Annotated in this window: 7 protein-coding genes; all 7 read left to right on the top strand. The window is 40.1% G+C overall.

From position 1 onward, the window contains the following. The first annotated feature begins 160 nt into the window (after positions 1–160). A complete protein-coding gene (locus Q4519_RS21215; RefSeq protein WP_303515854.1) occupies positions 161–661 on the top strand; it encodes a DUF1629 domain-containing protein in 501 nt (166 codons plus the stop codon). 380 nt (positions 662–1,041) lie between these two features. Beyond that, complete coding sequence (locus tag Q4519_RS21220) at positions 1,042–2,505, top strand: RHS repeat domain-containing protein (RefSeq protein WP_303515857.1); 1,464 nt, start codon at positions 1,042–1,044, stop codon at positions 2,503–2,505. Next, a complete protein-coding gene (locus Q4519_RS21225; RefSeq protein ID WP_303515860.1) occupies positions 2,489–2,887 on the top strand; it encodes a hypothetical protein in 399 nt (132 codons plus the stop codon). The genes Q4519_RS21220 and Q4519_RS21225 overlap by 17 nt, the downstream gene beginning before the upstream one ends. Positions 2,888–3,156: 269 nt before the next feature. Continuing rightward, a complete protein-coding gene (locus tag Q4519_RS21230; protein WP_303515862.1) occupies positions 3,157–3,498 on the top strand; it encodes a hypothetical protein in 342 nt (113 codons plus the stop codon). A 38-nt stretch (positions 3,499–3,536) separates the two neighbouring features. Next, positions 3,537–3,962, top strand: coding sequence for a hypothetical protein (locus tag Q4519_RS21235; RefSeq protein WP_303515865.1), 426 nt, complete (start codon positions 3,537–3,539; stop codon positions 3,960–3,962). A gap of 173 nt (positions 3,963–4,135) precedes the next feature. Beyond that, positions 4,136–4,507: an immunity 8 family protein gene (locus tag Q4519_RS21240; protein WP_303515867.1), complete on the top strand. Its 372-nt coding sequence runs from the start codon at positions 4,136–4,138 to the stop codon at positions 4,505–4,507. Positions 4,508–5,102: 595 nt separating this feature from the next. Continuing rightward, entirely contained in the window at positions 5,103–5,285 is a 183-nt protein-coding gene (locus Q4519_RS21245) for a hypothetical protein (RefSeq protein WP_303515869.1), read from the top strand. Positions 5,286–5,632: the final 347 nt, after the last annotated feature.

Raw genomic sequence — 5,632 nt, forward strand, 5'->3', positions numbered from 1 at the left:
AGATATCGATGCGCTCCTGCCTTGGAACTTCAAACATTAGCAACATCAGCCCGTGGGATCATGGGGCGTTTACGTTAATGCGAACTGGCGAGCGGGCTTTAAATGAAAATAAACGTAGCTGGGGTAAATAGAGATGGTATATATTTGGAGAAACCCGAATGTGCCGGAGGTTATGGTTGGTGAACTAACTAACAATTTTTATTTTGGTATCTTCCAAAATACGAAAGAAGTAGATGATGATGTAATGCCAATTTTCAGGTTTAATTGTAAGTTGAAAAAATTAAGAAAATTTTGTGAGTTGGCAAATAACAAGCGAGTACCTTTAGTTAATGAAAAAATATGTAATCTACTAGCAGAGTGTAGCAATAATATACAGTTTGTTAAAGCAAAGGTTCAATGCGAAGATGACAGTACTGAAGATTACTATGTTGTAAATGTATTAAGCTTTGTTGATGCTCTAGATAAAAGTAAGTCAATATTTGATTTTGTTCCTGGTACAAAAAAAATAATGAGATTTAAAAAAATAAAATATAATGAAGGTGATTATATAATAGCTAGAGAAATAAATTATGGCGTCCATTTGTTAGTTAATGATTCTTTAACTGAGATACTAAAGATGCATGGTTGTAAAGGTTTGTGTTTGCCAGAAGAGTGTATATAAAAATAAAGGGGTAGAAAAGCCTAGGTATGCACTGTTAATTATCAATAAATAGAGAGTCTAGCGCCTACGGTAATATAAAACCACACTATTTAATACACAAAAAGATATTTAAAAAGATAATTAAAACCAAAGATGGGACAGGCGCTTTTTATTGCTTATAAATAGAGTACCTTAGCACCAGCTCCTTGCACTACATGGCGAAATCATGTGCTATGCCCAGCTACTTTAGCCTGTTATTCAAGAAGGTGAAAGACAAGTAGTTTCAGTTTGAGTCCGGCACAGGCTCTGGGAGAGGCGACCTTGGCACGCCGATTGATCTTGGCATCACAACCTTTCATCGTTACAGCTACGATAACCTCGGCAATATTACCCCTACCACGGTGGGACAAGATAATTCAAGCTATGACTACGACCCGAATGATCCCTACAAATTACGCAGTCATAACGGTGAAACCTTAAACTACGACGCCAGTGGTAACATTAAAAACTACAACGGCTACCAGTTTAGTTACACCAGTTTTGACAAAGTTAAGCGCATTAGCAGCTCGAGTAACAGTAATGACTGGACCGAATACAGCTATGGCACCGACGGCGAGCGCTTTAAAAAGGTTGAAAATCGCATTTACCAAGGCAAGGTAGAGCGCTTAACCACGGAATTTATTCATGCCTTTTACGAGCGTCATAGTCGCAATGGCGGAGCAGGTGATCTGGTAGAAGAGAAGTACTTTATCGGTGATATGGTGCTCACCCAGCGCTCGAACAACAGCAAAGACAGCTTCTACACCATTAAAGACCATCAAGGCTCGGTATTAATGACCTTAAATGGCAGTGGCCAAGAAGTGAATCGCTACTACTACCGCCCCTTTGGTGAGCAGATAGATGTCAGCCTAAACCCCTTAGGCTTACAAACCCTGCGCCCAACCCAATACGGTTATACCGGCCACGAGCATGTGAAAGATCTCGACATCATCAACATGGGCGGGCGCATCTACGCCGCCGGATTAAGGCGCTTCTTGCAAGCCGATCCCGTGGTTGGCCACCCCATGTACAGCCAAAGCTATAACCCGTATCAATATTTCTATGGCAACCCGCTGGTGAATGTGGATCCGAGTGGGTACATGGTTACACCTCAGAATTTTGGACCTGTATTTGCTACAGGGACAATGTTTATGGGGTTTGGCACGCTTCAACAATTAGGAGCTGAAAACCCTTGGTCGATGCGCGGCTTGATGCATGAACGAGCGCTTCAATTATCTAAGCTATCATTGGAAATTGCGTTGGCCCAAGATTACAGCTCACTTGAAGATACAGTTGGCTCGACAACAGAAACGAATGTAGCTGATAATATTTCAAGTGATACGGAAACGACACAAGTAGGGCAGTTATCAAGCTACACTGAGCTTACCTCTGCCCAAGAGGCATTAAGCAGCAATACAGCCAATGATAAACAAGAAAATATAGGTACTGCTGATACTGCAACGTATGGAGCAGATATTGGGCAGAATATTTCGATTCAATTGAATGAACAAAAAAGTAGGCCAAAAACTAGAACGGAGTTGCATAGTGATCTTACAGAACGTGGTTTTCAATTTCACTCAATAAGTAAAATAAATGGGTATGTAACATATAAGAGCGCTAATGGTGGTCTTATAACCGTTAAGCCTACTGGTGAAGTTATTGTTCAGAAAAGGGTGTGGGCAAAAGATAAAACTCATAAGTTTAACCAGAGAACAGATTATGAAGGCAATGTGCTTGAAGATCAATCTCACGAAACCGGTCATTTTGTTGAGCAAATTGTTGGTCCACATCCAAATGAAAAGGTGTCTGATGAAAGTGAAGAATAAGTTAATATATAGCGATGTAAATTTGGATTCTATCAAGTTATTACCTGATGGGCGAACAATTGAATTGATATTTTTAGACATGTACAAAGGTCTGGAGATTGGAAAGATAACGTGTGCAAATGTGTATAGCTTTTGCTATCAAAATACTTTTGAAGAAAATGAGGGGCTAGCTTGTTATATCGGGGAGGTTGGCTATGAAGTAATTAAGCCCGATGAATATGCTACCTTTCTTGAGTTGAATAATTATTCATTTTTAGGGCGAGGTGGAAGTACCTATGAACCTAAAGAAGCCGAATTATACAAACTACATTTAGAAAGTGGAGATGTGATGTTAGATGTTATATGTGGTGAGTTTACTAATACAGAAACAAACTCCGAATGAATAAATGTAAGAAAAAGATGGGACAGAGAAATACAGGACAGGCACTTTTTATTACTAATAAATAGAGTGCCTTAGCACCAGCTCCTTGCACTAGATGGCTAAAGTATGCGTTACGCCCGGCCACCTTAGCCTGTTATTCAAGAAGGTGAAAGACAAGTAGGAGCAGCAGTCATGCTGCGATAAAACCTATCACCCCATGACAGGGGGCCTACGGGCGTGAAGCAGTCTGCAAATAGCAAGTAAGTAGAGAGTTTACAGGAGTAAAACCATTGAAAACCAAAGGAATGAAAGGCCTTGGGCCTTGGCTTGTGGGCCTTATGGCTTGGTTGCTGTGCGCCAACGCCCATGCCGCATGGATAGATACAAAAGGAACGGTGAAGCATATTATCACCTATGCCCACACCAATACCGTATTGGTCGAGCTGTCCCATGCTGGCGCTGATGTGACAGCTTGTAGCAACAAATCCACCTTTGCCATCAGCAACGCCATACAAGCCGAAGTGCGCGGAAATACAGGACAGGCACTTTATTGCTTTATTTCTGGCTTAAAAGGTCTTGCTACTTCATCCGTGTATACCAAATCTGGAACTGGTAGCTTAAAATCACTTTAATTTTTATGATTAATAATTAATTTAGAAGGGTTGTGAAATTGTCAGAAAAAGTAAAGTTTAACATTGCGTTGGTAGTGATTATTTTTATATTTTTTAAGGTTTTTTATTCATTCTGGACCGCTGATGACTTCTTGGTTGAACTCGATCGGTTTAACGTAGAAACGCCATATAAATTAAGTGCAAGTGAAGAATGGAACGGAGAGTTAGAGGATGGAAAGCTTGGTGATTTTTACGCGTGTCTATTGAACTATAGAGGGCCTAGCGCTAAAAGTAGGAATTCTGGAGAGAGTAGAATTTATTATATGTATTTACCGTCAGGCTTTCGTTTGACTCTGTATACGTATGGGGGGGAGGTTAACCTATTTTTCTTGTACAAATTTAACTCTGATGGGAGTAAAGAAGAACAATCGGGAGGTGTTACTGTTAATTGCCCGCTGTCATTGCTCACTAAGGATGTAAATTAAAATGTTGTATTTTGTTGTGGTCGTTTCTTTTTTATCTGGAGCATTTTCCTTTATTGACTACTTTTCTGGTGGTGCCTTATCTAGCTACAACTGGAGTACAATCAAATTTTGAACAACGTGAGAAGACTAAGCTTGGGAAAGTAACGCTCACCTGTATATAGTGGATTAATGTAATGAAAGCTATTTTGAAAAGTATACATTCACCGGATGTTGATTTTGATAAGTTTTGGCCTGATGAAGCTGATGATTTTGGCTTTCTATTGCAGGCAATGATAGGGCCTGAAGAGGACGATAGTTTTCAATCCTTCGATATGCAAGTATGTACGCCTAAATGGCTCATATCTAACTATGGCAGCGAACGGTTAGTCTTTGGCCGTCATATGATTATTGTCTTTGATTATGATATTGATTTTATTATTTCAAAGATTGAGGAATATTGTGGTAAATGTGCGGGGAAAGACTGGGCCGAGTTAGAGGAAAAAATTGGGCGAATAGGAAAATCTGAGTTTGAAGACTACACCAGCTACCAAGGTAAGGGTAGTTAAAGAGTAAAGGGGGCCGGACTAATAGTGTAAAAGCAGGGCAGGCACTATTTATTGCCCATATATAGAGTACCTTAGCCCCGGCTGTCTGCCCTGTATAGTGAAAATAGGTGCTGCAAGCTAAGCGTTAGCCTGTGGTGAGTTAAGAAGAAATACAGGACAGGCACTTTTTATTGCTCAAGATGATTACGCAGCTCAATACTTAGCCTATGGCTTCCCATGTTAACGCTTAACCTGTTACCTTACGATAACACGCCCATAGCTCGGCGCACTGCCTGTCCCTGAATCTCGCTCGATCTGACCGACATGCAAAAGGCAAGACCTGACCCCTTTGTTGTTTCCTTTGTTGTTTTCTGGTAGGTATGTGAACGTACGAAGCCCGAATGGGTTGCCTGATATAGATGCAGCAACAAACGTATTTATGATTCAGTCACTAAAATCACCCAAAATAGTCCCTGTTAATCCAAATAAAGGCTTTTAAAAAATGAACGTAGATCAATCAAAACTTTTATTATCAGCGCAGAGAGCATTGCTATTCTGTATAACTTCTATAATGCGCTTTATTTTCATTGAAGTTTGTTGTGATGGAAGGTTGAGGATGCTGATCTATGTTCAAAGGGAGCTTTCTGAAGATGAACTTGATATGTTGTATTCAGCCGCAGGAGAAATCTGTGGTGATTTTGTTGATCTTGATGACTGCGATGTAGAAGTGATAGTTAGTAACTCTAGTTTTGAACAATTACAAAGCCTAAATCACTTAGTTTATGCGAGGGCGGAGTAGCATCAAAATACGGAAAAAAATAGGAATAAAAGGGTCAGTTAATTGTTTCAAGCAAAGACAGGCACTTTTTATTACCAATAAATAGAGTGCCTTAGCACCAGCTCCTTGCACTACATGGCGAAAGTATGTGTTACGCCCAGCCACTTTAGCCTTTTGTTCTTACCGCTAAATCAACTTCAGAGCCAGTGACCTTATATACACAAGGCTGTGTAAAGGACTTACCTCGAATTCGTCATGTTTCTATTGATTAAGTTACAGAGAGCCGCGGTGTCTGTTCTGGTCTAATCCCATCGGACACTTAATTTTGAGACAATAACGTCAATAGATTAAGGAAATGATATGAGCCT

It is taken from the genome of Motilimonas sp. 1_MG-2023 (assembly GCF_030547455.1).
Taxonomy (GTDB): domain Bacteria; phylum Pseudomonadota; class Gammaproteobacteria; order Enterobacterales; family CBDFNC01; genus Motilimonas.

Bases quoted from the DNA above. Each gene is read 5' to 3' on its own strand.
- Q4519_RS21225 (WP_303515860.1), top strand. From the start codon at position 2,489: ATGAAAGTGAAGAATAAGTTAATATATAGCGATGTAAATTTGGATTCT.
- Q4519_RS21240 (WP_303515867.1), top strand. From the start codon at position 4,136: ATGAAAGCTATTTTGAAAAGTATACATTCACCGGATGTTGATTTTGAT.
- Q4519_RS21245 (WP_303515869.1), top strand. From the start codon at position 5,103: ATGCTGATCTATGTTCAAAGGGAGCTTTCTGAAGATGAACTTGATATG.